This window comes from Micromonospora sp. NPDC003944 (assembly GCF_053605225.1).
This window is the reverse complement of the sequence record NZ_JBSGIV010000007.1, coordinates 119,216-136,566: the sequence shown is the minus strand read 5'-3', so window position 1 is coordinate 136,566 and position 17,351 is coordinate 119,216. Positions and strand designations below refer to the sequence as shown.

The 17,351-nt window shown below is 72.1% G+C and carries 18 protein-coding genes; 10 read left to right on the top strand and 8 right to left on the bottom strand.

Annotated elements, in window-relative coordinates; translation table 11 throughout:
• Nucleotides 1-25 precede the first annotated feature (25 nt).
• The 4 genes from ACWER9_RS05570 (at nucleotide 26) to ACWER9_RS05555 (ending at nucleotide 3,035) form a co-directional block, all read left to right on the top strand.
• Nucleotides 26-1,414, top strand: a complete 1,389-nt coding sequence (locus ACWER9_RS05570; RefSeq protein ID WP_452300641.1) for an MFS transporter — start codon at nucleotides 26-28, stop codon at nucleotides 1,412-1,414.
• 51 nt (nucleotides 1,415-1,465) lie between these two features.
• On the top strand, nucleotides 1,466-2,119 hold the full coding sequence (locus ACWER9_RS05565; RefSeq protein ID WP_452300640.1) for a GAP family protein: 654 nt from the start codon (nucleotides 1,466-1,468) through the stop codon (nucleotides 2,117-2,119).
• Between the two features lie 77 nt (nucleotides 2,120-2,196).
• On the top strand, nucleotides 2,197-2,391 hold the full coding sequence (locus ACWER9_RS05560; protein ID WP_030331904.1) for a hypothetical protein: 195 nt from the start codon (nucleotides 2,197-2,199) through the stop codon (nucleotides 2,389-2,391).
• A 95-nt stretch (nucleotides 2,392-2,486) separates the two neighbouring features.
• Nucleotides 2,487-3,035: a YbaK/EbsC family protein gene (locus ACWER9_RS05555; RefSeq protein WP_452300639.1), complete on the top strand. Its 549-nt coding sequence runs from the start codon at nucleotides 2,487-2,489 to the stop codon at nucleotides 3,033-3,035.
• A gap of 74 nt (nucleotides 3,036-3,109) precedes the next feature.
• Here ACWER9_RS05555 and ACWER9_RS05550 read toward each other — a convergent pair whose 3' ends face one another.
• From ACWER9_RS05550 to ACWER9_RS05535, 4 genes are read right to left on the bottom strand one after another with little or no spacing between them, the layout of a single operon-like run.
• The gene (locus ACWER9_RS05550) at nucleotides 3,110-3,751 is read right to left on the bottom strand and encodes a DsbA family oxidoreductase (RefSeq protein WP_452300638.1); all 642 of its coding nucleotides are present in this window, start codon (nucleotides 3,749-3,751) and stop codon (nucleotides 3,110-3,112) included.
• 20 nt (nucleotides 3,752-3,771) lie between these two features.
• Complete coding sequence (locus ACWER9_RS05545) at nucleotides 3,772-4,200, bottom strand: SufE family protein (RefSeq protein ID WP_452300637.1); 429 nt, start codon at nucleotides 4,198-4,200, stop codon at nucleotides 3,772-3,774.
• Between the two features lie 35 nt (nucleotides 4,201-4,235).
• Complete coding sequence (locus ACWER9_RS05540) at nucleotides 4,236-4,661, bottom strand: CBS domain-containing protein (RefSeq protein ID WP_354945799.1); 426 nt, start codon at nucleotides 4,659-4,661, stop codon at nucleotides 4,236-4,238.
• A 56-nt stretch (nucleotides 4,662-4,717) separates the two neighbouring features.
• Nucleotides 4,718-6,487 carry a proline--tRNA ligase gene (locus ACWER9_RS05535; protein ID WP_452300636.1) on the bottom strand — a complete coding sequence of 590 codons (1,770 nt, stop codon included), beginning with the start codon at nucleotides 6,485-6,487 and terminating at the stop codon, nucleotides 4,718-4,720.
• 239 nt (nucleotides 6,488-6,726) lie between these two features.
• Here ACWER9_RS05535 and ACWER9_RS05530 point away from each other — a divergent pair, with 239 nt between their 5' ends.
• The 4 genes from ACWER9_RS05530 (at nucleotide 6,727) to ACWER9_RS05515 (ending at nucleotide 10,439) form a co-directional block, all read left to right on the top strand.
• Nucleotides 6,727-7,494 carry an SGNH/GDSL hydrolase family protein gene (locus tag ACWER9_RS05530; protein ID WP_452300635.1) on the top strand — a complete coding sequence of 256 codons (768 nt, stop codon included), beginning with the start codon at nucleotides 6,727-6,729 and terminating at the stop codon, nucleotides 7,492-7,494.
• Between the two features lie 2 nt (nucleotides 7,495-7,496).
• Nucleotides 7,497-7,943 (top strand): imidazolonepropionase-like domain-containing protein, encoded by a 447-nt coding sequence (locus ACWER9_RS05525; protein ID WP_452300634.1) that lies wholly within the window; start codon nucleotides 7,497-7,499, stop codon nucleotides 7,941-7,943.
• Between the two features lie 129 nt (nucleotides 7,944-8,072).
• A complete protein-coding gene (locus ACWER9_RS05520; protein WP_452300633.1) occupies nucleotides 8,073-9,440 on the top strand; it encodes a hypothetical protein in 1,368 nt (455 codons plus the stop codon).
• A gap of 96 nt (nucleotides 9,441-9,536) precedes the next feature.
• Nucleotides 9,537-10,439, top strand: a complete 903-nt coding sequence (locus ACWER9_RS05515) for a sulfurtransferase (RefSeq protein ID WP_452300632.1) — start codon at nucleotides 9,537-9,539, stop codon at nucleotides 10,437-10,439.
• A 129-nt stretch (nucleotides 10,440-10,568) separates the two neighbouring features.
• On the opposite strand, the gene ACWER9_RS05510 is transcribed toward ACWER9_RS05515, so the two are convergent.
• From ACWER9_RS05510 to ACWER9_RS05500, 3 genes are all read right to left on the bottom strand, one after another.
• Entirely contained in the window at nucleotides 10,569-11,756 is a 1,188-nt protein-coding gene (locus ACWER9_RS05510) for a hypothetical protein (RefSeq protein WP_452300631.1), read from the bottom strand.
• The gene (locus ACWER9_RS05505; protein WP_452300630.1) at nucleotides 11,753-12,301 is read right to left on the bottom strand and encodes a SigE family RNA polymerase sigma factor; all 549 of its coding nucleotides are present in this window, start codon (nucleotides 12,299-12,301) and stop codon (nucleotides 11,753-11,755) included. Before ACWER9_RS05505 ends, ACWER9_RS05510 begins: the two co-directional genes overlap by 4 nt.
• A 71-nt stretch (nucleotides 12,302-12,372) precedes the next feature.
• Nucleotides 12,373-12,954, bottom strand: coding sequence for a TetR/AcrR family transcriptional regulator (locus ACWER9_RS05500; protein WP_452300629.1), 582 nt, complete (start codon nucleotides 12,952-12,954; stop codon nucleotides 12,373-12,375).
• Nucleotides 12,955-13,060: 106 nt separating this feature from the next.
• Between ACWER9_RS05500 and ACWER9_RS05495 the strand changes: the two genes are divergently transcribed.
• On the top strand, nucleotides 13,061-14,218 hold the full coding sequence (locus ACWER9_RS05495; protein WP_452300628.1) for an FAD-dependent oxidoreductase: 1,158 nt from the start codon (nucleotides 13,061-13,063) through the stop codon (nucleotides 14,216-14,218).
• On the opposite strand, the gene ACWER9_RS05490 is transcribed toward ACWER9_RS05495, so the two are convergent.
• The gene (locus ACWER9_RS05490) at nucleotides 14,215-15,444 is read right to left on the bottom strand and encodes an MFS transporter (protein ID WP_452300627.1); all 1,230 of its coding nucleotides are present in this window, start codon (nucleotides 15,442-15,444) and stop codon (nucleotides 14,215-14,217) included. The genes ACWER9_RS05495 and ACWER9_RS05490 overlap by 4 nt on opposite strands.
• Before the next feature lie 117 nt (nucleotides 15,445-15,561).
• On the opposite strand from ACWER9_RS05490, the gene ACWER9_RS05485 reads away from it, so the two are divergent.
• Entirely contained in the window at nucleotides 15,562-17,349 is a 1,788-nt protein-coding gene (locus tag ACWER9_RS05485; protein ID WP_452300626.1) for an HSP90 family protein, read from the top strand.
• Nucleotides 17,350-17,351: the final 2 nt, after the last annotated feature.

Below are 17,351 nucleotides of genomic sequence, written 5' to 3'. Positions count from 1 at the left end.
AGGGTTGAGGTTGCATGCTCGGTCGATGCCGAGCACAGCCGTCACCGACGCCCCCGCCGCACCGGGGCTCTTCGCACCCCGGCTCCGCGCGATGACTGTGGGCAGCGTCGCGTTGATCTCACTCCTCGCGTTCGAGGCGTTGGCGGTCGGTACGGCGATGCCGACCGTCGCCCGCAGCCTCGACGGGTTGGCGCTGTACGGGATCGCGTTCGGTGGCCCGTTCGCCACCGGCGTGCTGGCCATGGTGGTCTCCGGCATCTGGTGCGACGCCAGAGGCCCGCGCGGGCCGATGTGGCACGGCGTCGCCTGGTTCGTGGTCGGGTTGCTGATCGCCGGGACCGCCCCGGTGATGAGCGCGTTGGTCGTCGGGCGGGTCGTGCAGGGCTTCGGCTCGGGGCTGCTCTCGGTGGCGCTCTACGTGATCGTCGGGCAGGCGTACCCGCAGGAACTGCACCGGCGGATCTTCGCGGCGTTCGCGGCGGCGTGGGTCGTACCGTCGCTTGTCGGGCCGGCGGTCGCCGGCCTGATCGTGCAGTACCTGGGCTGGCGGTGGGTCTTCCTGGCGGTGCCGGCGGTGGCGGTGCCGGCGGTGCTGCTGATCCATCCCGGCCTGCGGTCGCTGGGCCGGAGTGCGGCGACGAGCCTGCCGTCGGGTGCGGCAGCGCGGATCGGGTGGGCGTGTGGGGCCGCGGTGAGTGCCGCACTGCTGCACATCGGGGGGCAGCAGCGCGGCGCCGCAGCGCTTGTGCTTGTCGCGTTCGCCCTGGTCGGCCTGCTGGTCTGTGCCCCACGCCTGCTGCCGCCCGGGTTCCTTCGTGCCGCGCGAGGGTTGCCCACAGTCGTCGGGCTGCGCGGCTTGGCGTCTGCGGCCTTCGTCGGCGCCGAGGTGGTCATTCCGCTGATGCTCTCCCGGGAACGGGGTCTCACGCCGACGGCGGCCGGGTTGGTCCTCACTGTCGGCGCGCTGGCGTGGTCGGCGGGCTCCTGGTTGCAGGGCCGGATCCCGGTGCCGGCGTCGCGGGCCAGCCTGCCGCGCGCCGGGCTGAGCTGCATCACGATCGGCACCGTCACGGTGGCGCTTGCCGTCCGGCCCGAGCTGCCGGTGACCGTCGCCGTGGTCGGTTGGGCGGTCGCGGGACTGGGCATGGGGCTGCTCTACCCGTCGTTGTCGGTGCTCACTCTGGAGCTGTCCGGGCCCGGTGAGCAGGGCCGCAACAGCTCGTCACTGCAGCTGAGCGACTCTCTCTTCGCGGCGACCGTGCTCGCGCTGACCGGGGCGGTGTTGGCTGCCGGTAGCGCGCCGGGCCCGGCCAGCTACACGACGACGCTCGTGGTGGCCGCGGGGCTGGCGCTGCTCGGGGCGCTGCTGGCCGGTCGGGTCGTGGTGGGCGGGGGTGCGCGACCAGCCGGGTGATCCGTGGATTCGGCCGCGTCCCACCGGCCCGTGCCGGAAGGATGGCTGGCGATGAACCTGCTGACCGTTCTGCCGCTCGCCGTGGTCATGGTCGCCGGGACCCAGTTGGTGGTGGCGGTCTTCCTCGCCTCGTCGGATCGGCCCCGGGCGGCGTCGCTGGCCTTCCTCGCCGGCGCGGGGCTGGTGGTCACCGCCGGAGTGGGCGTGGCCTGGTTGTTGACGCGGCTGGTCGGCGGAGTGGCAGCCAACGCCAGCGCCGCCGCCGGGAAGGTCGACCGGGGCCCCGCCATCGATCTGGTGGTGCTGGCCCTGCTGGTGATCCTGGCCGTGCTGATCTGGGTACGCCGGAACCGCTCCGGACCTCCGCGCTGGCTGGGCAGCATCGAGCACGCCGGTCCGCCGCAGGCGCTGCGGTTGGGTGCGCTGCTCTTCGTGGCGACGCCCACCGACGACCTGACCATGGCCACCGTCGGGGCGAGTGTGGGCCGACACGACCTGCCGTGGTGGCATCTGGTGCCGTTCGTACTGGTCACGGTGCTCCTACTCGCGCTGCCCCTGCTGGCGTTGCTGCTGCTCGGTGGCAGGGCGGCGCGGGTGCTCAGCCGGATGCGGGAGTGGGCCGAGGGGCACGCGTGGATCGTCAACGAGATCGTGATCGCGTTCTTCGCGCTGCTTACCGTGTTGGACCTGATCAGGTCGGGGTGACAAACAGGCGGACACGTACGGGGGAACCGGCCGGAAATGAGAGCAACAACGGTTCACGTTCGTCTTACCGTGACGCCATGTTCGCTGTCGTCACCACGGTGATCCTCTACGTCTTCGGCTTCGTCTTCCTCTACGGCGTGATCCGGCTCGGGGTCCGGCACGCGTTCGAGGATCTGGAGCTGCAACGGGCCAAGGCCCAGCGCGAAGAGGAGTTGGCGGCTGCCCGCGACCGCTCCTTCATGCGCGACAACGCTTTCCTCGCCGGCAGTTGAGCGCCGGGTCGATCCGGCCGGGGCCGGTGGCGGCGTCGGGCGGCCGGGGAGCCGCCGGGCGGTTCGGCGTCGCGGATGCGAGGATCGCACCCGTGATGGGAACGCTGAAGACCGAACCGGCCCGCGCCCGCCTGGATCTGCTCGCCCCGCCGGTTGCGGAGGCCATCGCGCAGTGGCCCGCCGACGCGCCGGTGGACGTCGACGACGTGCTTGTCGCGCCGATCGACGCCGACCTCGCCGACACCGCGGCTTTCTGTGCGGCGTACGAGGTGGGGCTGGACGTGTCGGCCAACTGTGTCGTGGTGGCGGGCAAGCGCGACGGGGTGGTCCGCTTCGCGGCCTGCATCATCCTGGCCACGACGCGGGCCGACGTGAACGGGGTGGCCCGCCGGGCGCTGGACGTCCGCAAGGCGAGCTTCGCCCCGATGGCGGACGCGGTCGAGTTGACCGGCATGGAGTACGGCGGCATCACCCCGATCGGGCTGCCGGCCCAGTGGCCGATCCTCGTGGACGCGCGGGTCATCGCCACACCGCACGTGATCGTCGGCTCCGGCGTACGGCACAGCAAGATCGCGCTTCCGGGGCCGGCTTTGGGCGCACTGCCGGGAGCGCAGGTGGTGGAAGGGCTGGCCAAGCCGGCCTGACCAGGCATCGACATCGATGTTGTTGCACGTGAAACATCGTGATCATCGATGTCGGACGCCCGGCTGTCGGTGACTCAGTGTGCGTGGGTGGCCGACTCGCGCTGCTCGACCTCGGCGAGTGCGGCGAGCAACGTCTGCACCTCCTGCGCACCGGAGACGGCGTACTTCCCGGCCAGCACGAAGGTCGGCACGCTGGTGATGCCCAAACCCCGGGCGGTGGCCAGGTCGGCGGTGACGTCCGCGACGCGCTCGTCCGAGTCGAGGAACCGGCGGGCGTCGGCGGCGTCCAGGCCGATCTCACCGGCCAGAGTGGCCAGCGCCTCCCGCGACCCGACGTCGACCCCGTGGTTGAAGTGCGCCTGGTAGAGCGCCTCCACCATCTCGGCCGCCCTGCCCTGGTCGGTCGCCCAGGAGACCAGCCGGTGGGCGTCGAAGGTGTTGGCGGTCACCGCGCGGTCGTAGTCGAGCCGCAGCCCGTCAGCCGCCGCGACCTGGATCACGCGGTCGACCATCTGACGGGCGCGCTCCGGACCGCCGAACTTGCCGGCCAGCGCCTCCACGAGTGGGCGGGGCTCCGGCACCGGCGACGGGTCGAGCTGGAACGGTCGGTAGCGGACGACGACCTCGCCCTCGTAGCTGGCGAGGGCCTCATCCAGGCGGCGCTTGCCGATGTAGCACCACGGACAGATGACGTCCGCGTAGATCTCGATCTCCATGCTCGGAGGCAACCTCGCGGTCAGTCGAGTTGTTCCCGGATCTGCCGCTTGAGGCGACCCAGGATCGCCGTGCCGCCGCGTACCCGCAGCGGGCTGATCGCCTGCGCCAGCCCCATCCGCTGGTAGAGGTCGTCCGGCACGGCCAGCACCTGCTCGGCGCTCGCACCCGCCAGCCCTTCGGCGAGGATCCCGGCGAACGCCCGGGTAGTGGGTGCCTCCGGGGGGCAGTCGAAGAGCGTCTCCACGGTGCCTTCCTCGGTCACCCGGGCACGCAGGAAGAACGCCGTCTGACACTCGGGCACCTGCTCCATGCCCTCGCGCTCGGCCGCGCCCTCCGGCAGCGCCGGAATGACGTCCGCGTACTCCAGGAGCATCTCCAGCACCAGGTCGCGCGGCGCGGCGGCGAACTCGTCGACGATCTCGGCCAGTCGGGCCGGCATGTCAGCCATGCGTCGAGGCTACCGCCGTCGCACGGGGAGCCCGGTCACACGGTGGGCGACTGCTCACTGATCTCGCTGAGCGCGCTCGTCGGGTCGAGCTGCATGGCCAGGTCGCCAAGCGAGACGATCCCCACCAGCTTGCGGTCACTGTCACAGACCAGCACCCGCCGGATGCCCCGATCCCGCATGAGCGCCGCCGCCTCACCCGCCGTGCAGTGCTGTTCGATCATGACGACCTCGCGGGTCACGATCGAGCCGATGGTGGTGGCCGCAGGGGAGCTGTTCTCCGCCACGGCCCGCACCACGATGTCCCGGTCGGTGAGCATGCCGGCGAGGCTGGCGCCGTCGGTGACCACCACGTCACCGATGTCGGCCTCCTTCATCACCCTGGCCGCCTCGTCCAGGGTGGTCTCCACCGGCAGGTACACGACCTGCTTGGTCATCACGTCACTGACCCGGTAACCGGTCATCAGAGCCTCCGAAGACGTTCCACCCGATCCGACTGCACTACCCCGTGACGTCGTAGCTACACCAGGTTCGCACGATCCTGGCGGACCTCGTGGACGAGTCGATCCACCAGACCGTCGAGCGGCACCTCGGTGCGCCCGTCGCCGGCCCGCTCGCGCAGCTCGACGTACCCCTCGGTGAGTCGGCGGCCGACCACGACGGCCCGGGGAATGCCGATCAGCTCGGCGTCGGTGAACTTGACCCCGGCCGAGACGTGCGTGCGGTCGTCGACGAGCACCCGCAGGCCGGCCGCGGCGAGGCGTCCGCCGAGCTCCAGCGCCGCGTCGAGCTGCGGGCCCTTGCCCGCAACCACGAGGTGTACGTCACACGGCGCGATCGCCGCCGGCCAGACCAGACCCCGGTCGTCGTGGTGCTGCTCGGCGACGGCCGCCACCGCCCGGGAGACCCCGATGCCGTAGCAGCCCATGGTGGGCCGGACCGGCTTGCCGGCCGGGCCGAGCACGTCGACCGCGAAGGCGTCGGTGAACCGGCGGCCGAGCTGGAAGATGTGCCCGATCTCGATGCCCCGCCGGATCGTCAGCTCGCCCGTCTCGCAATCGGGGCAGGGGTCGCCGGCACGCACGTCGGCCGCCTCGATGGTGCCGTCGGGGGTGAAGTCCCGTCCGCACACCACGTCGGTCGCGTGTCGGCCCGGCTCGTTCGCCCCGGTCAACCAGGCTGACCCGGCCACCACCCGAGGGTCGACCAGATAACGGATGCCCAGCTTGTCGAGCAGTTGCGGCCCGATGTAGCCGCGCACCAGCTCCGGATGGGCGGCCCACTCCTCGAAGACGGCCACCTGGGCGGGGTGCAGTGCGGCACCGACCCGCTTCAGGTCGACCTCCCGGTCACCGGGCAACCCGATCACCAGAGGCTCGGCCCGGTCGGCACCCGGCTGACGGACGGACAGCACGACGTTCTTCAGGGTGTCGGCGGCCGTCCAGCCGTCCCGACCGCCAAGCCGGCGGGCGTTCGCCAACTCCACGAGGCTCGCGATCGTGGGGGTCTCCGGAGTGTCGTGCACCTCGACGGCGGGCTGCGCGTTCGGGTCACCCGCGCTCGGCGCACGGGTGGCCACCGCCTCGGTGTTCGCCGCGTAGTCACAGGAGGTGCAGCCCACGAAAGTGTCCTCGCCGACCGGGGTCGCCGCCAGGAACTCCTCCGACGCGGAGCCGCCCATCGCCCCGGACATCGCCTGGACCACCGTGTAGTCCAGGCCCAGCCGGTCGAAGATCCGCCGGTACGCGGCGCGATGCCGGGCGTACGCCTCGCGCAGCCCCGCCTCGTCCAGGTCGAAGGAGTACGCGTCCTTCATCAGGAACTCCCGGCCGCGCAGCACACCGGCCCGGGGCCGGGCCTCGTCGCGGAACTTCGTCTGCACCTGGAACAGCGTCACCGGGAAGTCCCGGTACGAGGTGAACAGGTCCTTGACCAGCAGTGCCGCCATCTCCTCGTGGGTGGGTGCCAGCAGGTGCTCGGCGCCGCGCCGGTCGGCGAGGGTGAAGATGTCGTCGCCGTACTCCGTCCACCGGCCACTGGTCCGGTAGGGCTCGGCGGGCAGCAGTGCCGGGAAGTGCACCTCCTGGTCGCCGATCGCGAACAGCTCGGCCCGCACCACGTCGGTGATCCGGTCCAGCACCAGCTTGCCCAGCGGCAGCCAGGTGTAGCCGCCCGGTGCGGCACGACGGATGTAACCGGCGCGCAGGAGAAGCCGGTGGCTCGGCACCTCCGCGTCGGCCGGATCCTCGCGCAGGGTCCGCAGCAACAGGGTCGACATGCGTAGCAGCATCCGAGCAGCCTACGACCGGCACGACAGGGCGGGCGATCCATTTCGATCCGAGCCGGCCTGCTGGCTGGAGCGTCGGTGCACCGCCACCGGGTACGAGGGACCGGCCATCCACGGGGGTGGCCGGTCCCGCCCGTCGCGTACGCCATGACGTCCGACACGTCTGCGGATCGGGGCACCACGCGGCGCGTTTCCGGTGCCAGACTGGTCGCCGCAGGCAACGAAGGCGTGAGGGGGCGCGAGTGCGCTGGCGCAGTTTTGTCGCGGTCGGGGACAGCTTCACCGAGGGTATGGACGACGCGTACCCCGATGGCACTTTCCGGGGTTGGGCGGACCTGGTGGCGACCCGGCTCGCCGCCGACGCGGGGCCCGACTTCAGGTATGCCAACCTGGCCATCCGGGGCCGGCTCTTCCCCAGCGTGGTTGCCGAGCAGGTGCCCTCCGCGGTGGCGATGAAGCCGGATCTGATCAGCTTCGCGGCCGGTGGCAACGACGTGTTGCGGCGCACCTTCGACCCGGACACGCTCGTCGCCCGCTTCGACGAGGTGGTTCGGCAACTGCGCTCGGGCGGCGCCGACGTGCTCCTCTTCCGGTTCGCGGACGTGATGGCCCGACTGCCCGGCCAACGCCTCGTCGCACCCCGGGTGCAGCTGCTCAACCAGGCGGTAGGTGAGACCGCCGAGCGGCACGGCGCGATCATGGTCGACCTGTACGCCGACGACACGTTCCTCAATCCGATGCTCTGGAGCACCGACCGGTTGCACCTCTCCCCGGCCGGCCACCGCCGCGTTGCCGGGCAGGTGTTGAACGCCCTCGGGGTCGGCTGCGACGAGGAGTGGTTGATGGTGCCACCGAACCCGGCGCCGTCGCCGTGGCTGGCCGCCCGCGCCGCTGACCTGAGGTGGGCCGGTCAGCACCTGGCTCCCTGGGTGAAGCGGCGGCTGACCGGGAGGTCGTCCGGCGACACGGTGACGGCGAAGCGCCCGCACCTCGGCCCGCTCGTCGACTGAGCGTGCTCACCCTGCACACCGCACCTCTGCTGCGTCACGACCGGAACAGCGAGCTGCTGCCCGAGCACGCCGTGCTTGTCAATGGTGACCGGGTGGAGGCCGTCGGCCCGCTGGCCGAGCTGAGGTCGGTGTACGCCGGTGCCCGGCTGCGCCGCTGGCCCGGCACGCTGGGACCGGGTCTGCTGCACGACCGGCCGCTGCCGCCCGCGCCGACCCCACGCGAGCGGATGTACGAGCTGCTGCGCACCGGGGTGACGGCGGTGCTTGCGGAACACCTGGCCGACCCCGCGCTGCGGGCCGCCGCCGAGCGGAGTGACCTCCTGGTGCTGCCCACCGCCGCGGTCCCGACGCTGCGACCGGGCGGCCGGGCCGACCTCGCGGTGCACGGCCTCGACGGCAGCTGCCTGGTGACCGTGGTCGCCGGTCGGATCGTCCACCGCCGCGCCTGAACGAGTCGAACCGACTCCACTGTGGAGCTTACGTGTCCAATCGGGGTCGCCCGATGTCCGCCTTCCTCGATAGCATCCGCTGCCCCCGCTGATCGGAAGGCGGGGACATCGGGGAAAGGTGGATGAGGGATGACCCTCATACCTGGCACGACGACATCCGCAAGGCCGGTCCGGGCCCTCCTGGCCGTAGGGCTCACCGTGGCGGCCGCCGCCGGGACGCTCACGCTCACCGCTGCGCCGGCCGCAGCGAACGAACTCTCAGTCGGTGACAACAACCCACCGGGTGTGCCGACCGAGCTGCAAACCTCCGGCGAGACGTGCACGACGGCCGAGCCGTACCAGTTGTGGCAGAACGACGACCTGGCGCTCTCCGCGATCCTGCACGACCCGGACGTCGACGTGAACGGTGGCACCGACAGGTTGACCACCACCTTCGCGCTCTGGCCGGTGGACGAGCCGACGGCTCGGATCGAGCGGGTCGGCTACAACGGTCGGGAAGGTGACCGGGAAAGTGGCCTCTTCGAACGGGAGACGCTCACCCACGGCCGGGTGTACGCGTGGCAGGTGCGGGCGGCGGACAGTTGGGCGACAGGCGAGTGGAGCGGCCTTTGCTACCTCCGGACCGACTTCCAGGGCCCGGAGACCGCGCCGGTGGTCACCTCCACCGACTTCCCGGTCGAGGGCTGGACCCCGGCGCTGCCCGGCCGGTTCACCTTCGACGCGGCGTCGACACCTGACGCGGTCGGCTTCCGGTACGAGCTGCTCGGCGGAGACGGCGTCCACACGGTGTCGGCGGACCAACCCGGCGGCTCGGCCACCGTCACGCTCCGCCCCGACGCGGGCCCCAACACCCTCGTGGTGTGGAGCCTGGACGCGGCCGGGAACCTGTCGCCCGAGGCGCGGTACGAGTTCCGGGCCAGCGACGTCGCACCGGTCGTCACCGGCAGACTCACCGAGGTCGGCGTGCCGGCCACGTTCACCGTGCAGCCGCAGATGCCAGGGGTGGTCGGCTACCGGTTCCGCCTGGACGGCGACCCCGAGCAGACCGTCGAGGCAGCGGCCGACGGCACCGCCACGCTGACCGTCACCGCCACTCGGGGCGGCAACCGGACGCTCTCCGTGACCAGCGTGACCGCCGACGGCGTGACCGCCACCACGACGAGCACCTTCGTGCTGTCCACCGCCCCGAAGATCAGCGCGACGGTCTATCGGCAGGGCGCCACCAGTGGGGCTCCGGGCGTGCCCGGTGTCTTCACCTTCACGCCGCGCCAGCCTCACGTGGTCAGCTACCGCTACAGCTTCAACACGGTGACCAGCACCGTGGCCGCGGCGGCCGACGGCACCGCATCGGTGACCTGGACGCCGACCAAGGCGGGGTTGACCATGCTCACCGTCTGGAGCATCGACCGGAACGGCACCCAGTCGGCTTCGGCGTCCTTCATCTTCTTCGTCGGCAACCCGCCGCCGAGCAACCCGGCGCAGGCCGGCGACAGGTAGACAACCGATCGGCCGGCCGGCCCACCACCCCGTGCGGGTGGTGGGCCGGTCCCGTTACAGCGGTCGCGGACGGCGATCCGGCGTACCTTGGGGATCATGTCTGTGCCGAACGATCCCGATCCCCGCCTCCAGTCGTACGCGGACCCGCAGCGGCTGGTCACCACCGAGTGGCTGGCCGAGCACCTGGGCGACGAGGGCCTCGTCGTCGTCGAGTCCGACGAGGACGTGCTGCTCTACGAGTCCGGTCACATTCCCGGTGCCGTCAAGGTCGACTGGCACCTGGAGCTCAACGACCAGGTGACCCGGGACTACCTGGACGCCAAGAGCTTCGCCGACATGTGTGCCGCCAAGGGCATCGGCCGGGGCGACACCGTCGTCTTCTACGGCGACAACTTCAACTGGTGGGCCGCGTACGCCCTCTGGGTCTTCTCGCTCTTCGGTCACGCCGACGTGCGACTGCTCGACGGCGGCCGGCAGAAGTGGATCGCCGAGGGGCGCGAGGTGACCCGCGACAAGACGGCTCGTCCGCGCGCCGACTATCCGGTGCCGCTTCGCGACGACGCGCCACTGCGGGCCTTCCGTGAGCAGGTCATGGCGCACGTCGCGTCCGGCCGGCCGCTCGTCGACGTCCGGTCGCCGGGTGAGTACACGGGCGAGATGCTGCACATGCCGGACTACCCGCAGGAGGGCGCGCTGCGCGGCGGGCACATCCCGGGAGCGGTCAGCAAGCCGTGGAAGTCCGCCGCCAACGAGGACGGCACGTTCAAGTCCGCCGACGAGCTGAAGACGATCTACGCCGACCAGCTCGGGCTGAGCCCGGACGACGACGTGATCGCGTACTGCCGGATCGGCGAGCGGTCCAGCCACACCTGGTTCGTGCTGCGGCACCTGCTCGGCTACCCGCAGGTGCGCAACTACGACGGCTCGTGGACCGAGTGGGGCAATCTGGTCCGGGCGCCAGTGGTCAAGGGCGACCAGCCCGGCGGTCTGGCTGCCTGACCCGCCCGCCGCCGGTCGGTCGTTCGGTGATCGACTCGGGTTCCTGATGTCGGCCGTTCCGCTCGCCCGGACACGCGATGTCAAGGAACCCGAGTCGACCACGTCGGGGCGACGCCGTTCGCGTGGTGGTCAGCCCGCGAGTGCGATCGCGCCGCGCAGGTCGCGGATGATCCCGGTGACTTCGCCGGTCTCCGGATGCCAGCGCGCCAGGGCAGCCGGCTCCAGTCGCAGTAGCACCGCGCCCTTGTTGTCCCAGCCCAGCACGTCGCAGCAGCCCTTGGCGCGATCCCGGCCCAGGTCGAGCAGGTGGAGCACGTGGCCGGTCCGCGCGTCCAGCACGGCCGCCCCCTCGGCGCCGTCGATCTCGCCGCTGACGATCCATGCCGCCCGGGCCAGCCGTTCGCCGTGCAGCCAGCCCCGGCCGTAGAACTCGTTGATCTGATAGGGGGACGGCAGCCCCGACGCGTTGATCGGCTGTTCGGAGCGGATGTCACCGTCCCGGGCGGTTCGGCTGCGCAGCTTCAGGCTGGTCCCCTCGCCGTACATGTCGATCAACGGGGCCTCGCGGCCGGCGGCCGGGTCGGGCGCGATCAGCTCCCAGGTCGACACGTCGATCGTGCTTGACGCGCCGGTGACCCGGTCCACCGCGTACGTCCGGTCGTCGCCCCCGACCAACACCCGGTCGTGTGCCCACACCACCAACTCCAGGTAGCCGTCCAGCGGTATCCGGCGGACGGCAGCCGTGGTGAGGTCGATCATGACCAGTTCCTTGGTCTGCGCGAACGCGGCCGACCGGCCGTCCGGCGACAGCACTCCCGGCTTGAGGGCGGTGGCCTCGTTGCCACCCGCGTCCCGGGTCGGTGCAAGCGTCACCACGTCGAGGCTGCGCACCACGCCGTCGTTGCCGAGCACCCGGACCGGGCCGTTCGCCTGGTTCTCCTCGTCGACCGGTTGGAACAGCGCCAACGCCCGCTGGACCGGTCGCTCGGAGAGCGGCACGGTGGCCGGGTCGCCGAGCCGGGCCAACGGATCGGGCGGGTAGGTCAGCTCGGTGGGTGGCCGCTGCACCGGGGCCCCGTGGGTGGGGCCGGCGGTCGGGGTGACCGTGGGACCCACCGGAGGGACCGGCGCTGCGGACGGTCGCAGGGCCGCTACCGTGCCACCGCCGACCAGTGCCACGGCCAGGGCGACCACTCCGACGGCCCGCCGGGTCCGCCGGGTCCGCCGAGCCCGCTCCCAACCGGCGGCGGCCGGCTGGCTGGGGAGTACGTCCTCGACGCTGACGGTCAGCAGTCGACGCAGATCCTGCTCGTTCACGGGTTCACCTCCAGACCGCTGGCCAGATCGGCCGAGCCTCGGCCCGGTCGGGCATCCCGGGCGAGGTCCGGGGCGACCTCGCGGAGCCGGCGCAGTGCCGCGTGACACTGGCTCTTCACGGTGCCGACGGTCACCCCGAGCGCCTCGGCGGTGGCGACCTCGGTCAGGTCCTCGTAGTAGCGCAGCACCAGCACGGCCCGCTGCCGTGGTGGCAGCAGGCCCAGCGCCTCGTGCATGGTCAGGCGCAACGCGCCGTCCCGGTCGTGGGCCACCTGATCGGGCGGTGCGGCGCTGAGCCATTCCCGCCGCCGACGACGCCACCACGACACCGAGTCGCGGTAGAGGATCGCCCGCACGTACGCCGAGGGGTCGCTGTTGCGGACCGAGGACCAGCGCAGCGCCAACTTCAGCAGCGCGTCCTGGAGGAGGTCTTCGGCCTGGTGCTGGTTGCCGCAGATGAGGTAGGCCGCGCGGAGCAGCCGGTGCTGGTGGTTCTCCACGAAGGCGAGGTAACCGTCGCGTCCGTCGTCCCTCTTCGGCGCCATCCGCCCCCCTCCCCGGCCGTCGCGCTGTAGACGTCAACTGGCAGACGCACGGGGGGTGGAAAAAGGTTGGGTCAGCTCGGTGGCGTTTCGGTCAGATAGCGCTGGAGGGTCGGTGCGACCCAGGCGACCAGCTCTTCCGGTGTGGTGTCCACCATGGGCGGCAGGCGAACGATGTACCGGGTGAAGGCGAGGCCGAGGATCTGACTTGCCACCAGGCCGGCTCGCCGTGCGGTAAGCGTCGGGTCGGTGCCGAACGTGGCCACCGCGGCGGTGAGCTGGTCGGCGAAGATGCCCCGCATGCGTTCGGCGGCACCGGGATTGGTGCTGGCGGCCCGCAGCAGCGCCACCAGGGTCTCGTCGCCCTCCCAGCGGGTGAGGAAGTGCCGAACCAGCACCGCGCCGAGGTGAGTGGGTGGCACCGAGGTCAGGTCGGGCAGACGGAGGTCGAACTCGGCCGCCGCCGCGAAGAGCCCCTCCTTGCTGCCGTAGTAGCGCATGACCATCGACGGGTCGATCTGGGCGTCGGCGGCGATGGCGCGGATCGTGGCCCGCTCGTAGCCGTCCGCCGCGAACCGTTCCCGGGCCGCTCGCAGGATCGCCGCACGGGTGGCGTCGGAGCGACGGGCCTGGGTCGGCTGGGCGGACGGTGTCATGCCAACGACCGTATGCCAACAACCGTTGACACGCAATCAGCCGAGCCCTACCATTGCCAACAAGTGTTTGCCAACAAGCGTTGGTAATGGTCTTCTGGAGGTGCCCATGCTGCCCACGAGCACCGACGTCCTGGTGGTGGGCGCCGGCCCGACGGGTCTCGCCACCGCGCTGACCCTGGCCCGGCGCGGAGTCGAGGTGACAGTGCTGGACCGACTGGCCGCGCCGCCGACGACCTCCCGCGCAGCCGTCGTGCACGCGTACACCCTGGAGGTGCTGGACCGGATCGACGCTGCGGCGCCGCTGATCGCCCAGGCGGTGCGGACGCCGCGCTTCACCGTGCGCGACCGGGACCGGGTGCTGCTGTCGGTGCCGTTCCACGAGTTGCCGTCCCGCTTCCCCTACGCGCTGCTGGTCTCCCAGGCGGTCACCGAGGCGGTGCTCACCGACGCGTTGGCCGACCTCGGCGTCCAGGTCCGACGGTCTCGTCAGCTCACCGGGCTGAGCCGCGCCGGAAACGCCATGCTCGCCCAGGTGGACGGAGAGGCGATGTACGCCCGGTTCGTCGTCGGCGCGGACGGGCTGCACAGCACCGTGCGGCAGTTGGCCGGCATCGGCTTCACCGGAAGCAGCGACGAGGAGTCCTTCGTGCTCGCCGACGTACGGGTACGCAGCGTGCTGCCCCGCGACGAGGCGGCGCTCTTCCTCGCCCGCCCCGGGCCGCTGGTCTGGGCGCCACTCCCCAACGGGGTGGTCCGGTTGGTCGCCGCCGTGCAGACCGCCCCGGCCCAACCGGATGCGGCCTACCTCCAGGCGTTGCTCGACGAGCGCGGCCCGGCACGACGACCCGACCGGGTGACCGACGTGGTCTGGGGCTCCCGGTTCCGGGTGCACCACCGGATCGCCGACACCTTCCGCGCCGGGTCGGTGCTGCTGGCCGGCGACGCCGGACACGTGCACAGCCCGGCCGGTGGGCAGGGCATGAACCTCGGCATCTGCGACGGGGTCGCGCTCGGCACCGCACTTGCGGACGTGCTCGGCGGTGGCCCGGAGACGCTGCTCGACGACTACACGGCCCGGCAACGACCGATGGCCGAGGACGTGCTGAGCTTCGCCGCCGGACTGACCCGGATGGCCGGCGTCTCCCCGGCCAGACGACCGGCCCGGGACGTGCTGCTCCGGCTGCTCGGTGCCGTGCCACCGGCCCGTCGGCGGATCGCGCTGCGCCTGTCCGGGTTGTCGCACCGGGAGCGAACGCCGAGCTAGGCCACGCCGCTGCTGCTCAACACACCGGATTCGGCCGGCCGCAGGGTCCGCCATGCGGCCAGAGTGACAAGCGCGAAGGTCCCCGCAGCCGCGACCGCCACCGGCACCGTGCCGTACGCCCCGGCGGCCAGCCCGGCCAGCACCGCCCCGAGCGGTGCGGTGAGCAGACCGACCATCCGCTGCGCGGCACCGACCCGGCCCAGCCTGTCGCTCGGCACGTGCCGCTGCCCGTACGACGCGCAGAGGCTGTTCCACACCACCGTGCCGGCGGCGAAGACGGCAAGCGCGATCCCGCCCGGCACCGGATGCCGGGCCAGCGCGAAGCCGGCAAGCGCCACGGTCTCCACGGCCAGCACCGCGCGCAGCGCCGGCACCGTGCCGAGCCAGCCGGCCAGCCGCCCCGCCCCGAGCGCCCCCGCCACGCCCCCGACGATAGCGGCGGCGGCGAACAGCCCGTACCCAGCCGGCGGCACCCGCAGCACGTCCAGCGCGTAGAGCACGAGCACCGCCATGATTCCGCTGATCGCCAGGTTGCTTGCGGCGGCGAGCACGGTGACCCGCCACAGGGTCCGGTGCGCCCGCAGCCAGCGCAACCCCTCGACCATCTCGCTCCACACCGAACCGCGCTGCCGGGCCGTCCCCGGGTCGGCGGCGGGAGGTGGGTTGAGGGCCAGCACGAGCAGGGCGGCCGCCGCGAAGGTGACCGCGTCGAGCGCGAACGGAAGGGCTGCCGCAACGGCGAACAGGACTCCTGCGGCGGGTGCCCCGAGGAAGCCACCGGCCACCGCCGACCCCGCCTGGAGCCGGCCGTTCGCCCGGGGCAACGCGTCCGGCGGCACCACTGTGGGGAGCAGCGCGAACGAGGAGGAGTCGAAGAGAGTGCCGAGCGCGGCGAGCAGGAACGCCACCACCAGCAACACCAGGACGCCGACCCGGTCGAGCGCGACCGTCACGGCCAGCGCCGCCACCACCGCGGCGCGTACCCCGTCGACAAGGGCCATCGTCCGCCGACGGTCCCAGCGGTCCGCGTACACCCCGCCGAGCAGGCCGAACAGCAACGGCGGCAGCTGACCGGCCACGGTGACCGCCGCGATCACCCGGGGATCGCGGGTCACGGTCGCGGCCAACAGGGCCAGTGCCGGGGTACGCAGCGCGTCCCCGAACCGGGACGCGACGGCGGCGGACCACAGCAGTCGAAAGTCCCGGCCCAGAGCGGAGGAGGTCATGCCGGCGACCGTGCCGGCTCGACCGGGTCGAGGGTCAAGCCGCCGGCAGAGGGGGCCGCGCCTGTCGGTGATCATCGGTACGGTGGGCGCCGGCACCAGGACGGGGAGAGATCAGGCGTGGACCACACTTTCCAGGTCGACCTACGCGGCGTGGTCGACCTGCTCAGTCATCACCTCTACGGCAGCCCGCGGGTCTACGTCCGCGAGCTGCTCCAGAACGCGGTGGACGCGATCACCGCCCGGCGCGGGACCGAGCCGGACGCGCCGGCGCTGGTCCGCATCGACCCCCCGGACAGCACCGGCGACGGCACCCTGCGGGTGCACGACACCGGCATCGGCCTGACCGAGGCGCAGGTGCACGAGCTCCTGGCCACCATCGGTCGCAGCTCGAAGCGCGACGAACTGGGCTTCTCCCGGCACGAGTTCCTCGGTCAGTTCGGCATCGGCCTGCTCTCCTGCTTCCTGGTGGCCGACGAGATCCAGGTGCTCACCCGGCACGGCGACAACCCCACCGTGCGCTGGACCGGGTACGCCGACGGCCGCTACGCGGTGACCGTGGCCCCGCCCGAGGCCGCCCGAGCCGAGCCGGGCACCACCGTCACGCTCGTGCCCCGCCGCGACGCGGACCAGTGGTTCACCACCCCGACCGTGACCGACCTGGCCCGGCTCTTCGGTGCGCTGCTGCCGGTCACCGTCCGCGTCGGTGACGTCGTCACCACCACCGGGGAACCACCCTGGCCGACCACGCCAGGTGCGCCGCTGGACCGCGCGGCGTTGATCCGGTACGCCCGGGAGACGCTCGGCGTGGACCCGTTCGACGTCCTACCGCTGGCCGTGCCGGAGGCCGGGCTGACCGGCGTAGCCGTCATCCTGCCGACCCCGGTGAACCCGGCGGCCCGAGCCGGGCACCGCGTCTACCTCAAGCGGATGCTGCTCACCGAGAACGCCGACGGGCTGCTGCCGGAGTGGGCGTTCTTCGCACACTGCGTGGTGGACGCGACCGAGCTGCGCCCGACCGCGAGCCGGGAGGCCCTCTACGAGGACACCCTGCTGACCGCGACCCGGGAGGCGCTCGGCGACCAGGTGCGCGGCTGGCTGGTCCGGCTGGCACGGCACGACCCGCACCGGCTGGCCGAGTTCCTCCGCGTGCACCACCTCGGCGTGAAGGCCCTGGCGCTGCACGACGACGAGATGCTCCGACTCGTCGACAGGTGGTGGCCCATGGACACCAACGTCGGCACGCTCACCCTCGCCGAGTTCCGCGAGCGCTACGGCGTGGTCCGCTACGCGGCGAGCCTCGACGAGTTCCGCCAGCTCGCCGCGGTGGCCGCCGCGCAGGACCTGGCGGTGGTCAACGCCGGTTACACGTACGACACCGAGCTGATCGAGCGGTTGCCGGTGGTCGACCGCTCGGTGCTCATCGAACGGTTGGAGCCGAGCGACCTCACCACCCGCTTCGACGCGCTCGACCCGCAGGTGGAGTTGGCGCTGCGACAGTTCCTGGCGGCGGCGCAGAGGGCCGTCGAGCGTTCCGGCTGTGAGGTGGTCATCCGGGCGTACGACCCGGTATCGCTGCCCGCGCTCTACCTGGTCAGCCGGTCGGCAGCGTTCAACGACCAGTTGGCGGCCAGCCGGGACCGGGCCGACGAGCTGTGGGGTGGGGTGCTCGACGCGCTCGCCGCCACCGCCCCGCCGGACCGTCCGCAGCTGGTGCTCAACCACCGCAACCCGCTGGTACGACGAGTGGCCATGCTGAGCGACCCGGAGCTGGTCGGCCTCGCCGTCGAGGCGCTGTACGGGCAGGCGCTGCTGCTCGGCCACCACCCGATCCGCGCGGCCGATGCCGCGCTGCTCAACGATTCCTTCCTCGGCCTGCTCGGCCGGGCTGTTCCGGGACGGGAGTGAGC

What these genes read in the sequence shown, in the direction of transcription:
- ACWER9_RS05570 (WP_452300641.1), top strand. Translation starts at nt 26, where the DNA reads ATGCCGAGCACAGCCGTCACCGACGCCCCCGCCGCACCGGGGCTCTTC.
- ACWER9_RS05565 (WP_452300640.1), top strand. Translation starts at nt 1,466, where the DNA reads ATGAACCTGCTGACCGTTCTGCCGCTCGCCGTGGTCATGGTCGCCGGG.
- ACWER9_RS05560 (WP_030331904.1), top strand. Translation starts at nt 2,197, where the DNA reads ATGTTCGCTGTCGTCACCACGGTGATCCTCTACGTCTTCGGCTTCGTC.
- ACWER9_RS05555 (WP_452300639.1), top strand. Translation starts at nt 2,487, where the DNA reads ATGGGAACGCTGAAGACCGAACCGGCCCGCGCCCGCCTGGATCTGCTC.
- ACWER9_RS05550 (WP_452300638.1), bottom strand. Translation starts at nt 3,751, where the DNA reads ATGGAGATCGAGATCTACGCGGACGTCATCTGTCCGTGGTGCTACATC.
- ACWER9_RS05545 (WP_452300637.1), bottom strand. Translation starts at nt 4,200, where the DNA reads ATGGCTGACATGCCGGCCCGACTGGCCGAGATCGTCGACGAGTTCGCC.
- ACWER9_RS05540 (WP_354945799.1), bottom strand. Translation starts at nt 4,661, where the DNA reads ATGACCGGTTACCGGGTCAGTGACGTGATGACCAAGCAGGTCGTGTAC.
- ACWER9_RS05535 (WP_452300636.1), bottom strand. Translation starts at nt 6,487, where the DNA reads ATGCTGCTACGCATGTCGACCCTGTTGCTGCGGACCCTGCGCGAGGAT.
- ACWER9_RS05520 (WP_452300633.1), top strand. Translation starts at nt 8,073, where the DNA reads ATGACCCTCATACCTGGCACGACGACATCCGCAAGGCCGGTCCGGGCC.
- ACWER9_RS05515 (WP_452300632.1), top strand. Translation starts at nt 9,537, where the DNA reads ATGTCTGTGCCGAACGATCCCGATCCCCGCCTCCAGTCGTACGCGGAC.
- ACWER9_RS05505 (WP_452300630.1), bottom strand. Translation starts at nt 12,301, where the DNA reads ATGGCGCCGAAGAGGGACGACGGACGCGACGGTTACCTCGCCTTCGTG.
- ACWER9_RS05500 (WP_452300629.1), bottom strand. Translation starts at nt 12,954, where the DNA reads ATGACACCGTCCGCCCAGCCGACCCAGGCCCGTCGCTCCGACGCCACC.
- ACWER9_RS05495 (WP_452300628.1), top strand. Translation starts at nt 13,061, where the DNA reads ATGCTGCCCACGAGCACCGACGTCCTGGTGGTGGGCGCCGGCCCGACG.
- ACWER9_RS05490 (WP_452300627.1), bottom strand. Translation starts at nt 15,444, where the DNA reads ATGACCTCCTCCGCTCTGGGCCGGGACTTTCGACTGCTGTGGTCCGCC.